Source organism: Acinetobacter sp. S4400-12 (assembly GCF_024129495.1).
In the GTDB taxonomy this organism is placed as follows: Bacteria; Pseudomonadota; Gammaproteobacteria; order Pseudomonadales; family Moraxellaceae; genus Acinetobacter; species Acinetobacter lwoffii_C.
The window spans coordinates 1-1,970 of the sequence record NZ_JAMXYB010000074.1 but is presented as its reverse complement, the minus strand read 5'-3'; the positions used below and the strand labels follow the sequence as shown (position 1 = coordinate 1,970).

At 35.2% G+C, this 1,970-nt stretch carries 2 protein-coding genes; one reads left to right on the top strand and one right to left on the bottom strand.

What is annotated here, in order from left to right; all coding sequences use genetic code 11:
• Positions 1-429, top strand: a 429-nt coding sequence (locus NI461_RS13920) for an IS5 family transposase (protein ID WP_253157804.1), incomplete at its 5' end; no start/stop codon positions are given.
• A gap of 108 nt (positions 430-537) precedes the next feature.
• Here the strand turns inward: NI461_RS13920 and NI461_RS14345 are convergent.
• Positions 538-1,824, bottom strand: a complete 1,287-nt coding sequence (locus NI461_RS14345; protein ID WP_174659694.1) for an ABC transporter ATP-binding protein — start codon at positions 1,822-1,824, stop codon at positions 538-540.
• Between the last annotated feature and the right edge of the window lie 146 nt (positions 1,825-1,970).

Genomic DNA, 1,970 nt, shown 5'->3' with positions numbered 1-1,970 from the left:
AAAAGAGCAATTGGACAATCACGTGGTGGACGAACAACAAAAATACATCTTGCAACCGACGCGAATGGATTACCGATTGATTTTAAAATCATTGGGGGTGACGTCCACGACAGTCAAGTTGCAAAACAACTGATTGATACTGTAGACGAGGCAACTTATCTTATTGCTGATAAGGGGTATGATGCTGGGCAGATTAGAATATATGCCCAGAATAAGGATATGATTCTCATTATTCCAATGAGATCAAATAGTAAGAGGTTGAATAAGGAGTTTGATAAATATCTATATCAATTAAGACATTTAGTTGAAAATGCATTTGCGAAATTAAAACATTTCCGTGCTATTGCTACCCGATTTGATAAGCTTGCACGAAATTATCAGTCTATGATCTACATTGCTTGCATGTTTATTTGGTGCAAAGCCAAATGAGGACAAGCCCTAGCAATTACATAAAAGAAGCTTAAAAGTATGCAGCTCTGATTTTATATCAGGGCTGCATAGTATGTTGATTTTAAATAAATTGAAATCTAGCACAATCTATAGTTGTATGACTATATCTTCCTTATGAATAAGTTCAGGATTGTGAGTAATAGCTATGATCGTCACGCTATCTTTTAGGCTACGCATATGAGACATAATTTCATGCTCTGTTTCTATATCTAAATTTGAACTGGCCTCATCCAAGAGCAGAAATTCGGGATCAGCATATAGTGCTCTCGCTATAGAGATCCTTTGTTTTTCTCCGCCAGAAAGAGTCATGCCTCTTTCCCCAACTTTGGTATCGAAACCATCGGGCATCATGATAATACGATCTAAAATTTGTGCTTTTTGAGCTGCCTGATAAATTTTATGGTCATCATAAGGCCGCCCTAAACAAATATTATTTTTAATCGAATCATTCAGTAACATTACTTCTTGTGGAACTACACCTACTTGTGAAAACCATGTATTACGGTCAATACTGTTTAAAGAAATATTGTGCACTACAATATCTCCTTGATCAGGTTCAATTTGTTTTAAAATCAACTTGAAAATAGTTGATTTACCTGCCCCACTATCACCTGTTAGAAAAGTGATTTTTCCACGTTTTGCAGTAAAGTTAATATTCTGAATTCTACGTCCATTTGAATAAGTGAAAGATACATCCTGAAATTTTAAGACACCAGAAAGATGTTTACTCTCTGGACAGTTTGCTGTTAATTGTTTTGAGTTGTCTGCTAATTCTGGTTCGTTCCACATTCTGGCAAAAGGTTTGAATTCTATATAAGATTGATTAAATTCAAGTATACATCTCCCGATCATTTCAAAAGGTGTATTAAGTTGAAGCAATAGAGTATTAAATAAAACCAGATCGCCCACACTCATACGACCTGCCTGAACATCAGGAATAAGAATATAAAAAGTAATAATAAACTGAATGCTAAGAGCCAAACCAAAAATAACAGCATAGTAAGTACGCTTTAAAGAATATGAGGTCAGGCTTTTCAATATTTGTTTAGAACCTTCCTGAAACCGATGCTCTATCCAGGCAGCTGCATTAAAAAATCTTAAGATATCCATCATAGACATGGCATTGCCCACCAACTGGGTGTTTTTTTGTCTTTCACTGGTTGCTACTTTTAAATATTCTTCTATGCGTTTACTTGAAAAATATGATAATCCAATAAAAAATGACCCGTATAAAAGAACAATTGTCACCACCTTAGGATCTAGCTTCAGGCCGAGAATAAAGCATGAAAAAACAATTTGTAAGGCACTTGGGATAAAGGAAATCAGACTTAATTGCATCACTTTATTCAATGCAAATGCTCCCTGATTTTGCATTGCCTGAATTTCAGCAGGATTATGGTCAATAAAAAAGTGAGATTCTTTTAGAATGATGGTAATCCTCCCATAAATAACCGAAGTTAAAAGTAGAGGTTAAGCAGCCATTAGAGGTGGCTTTCCTTTGTTAGCTTGATGTGGTCTTT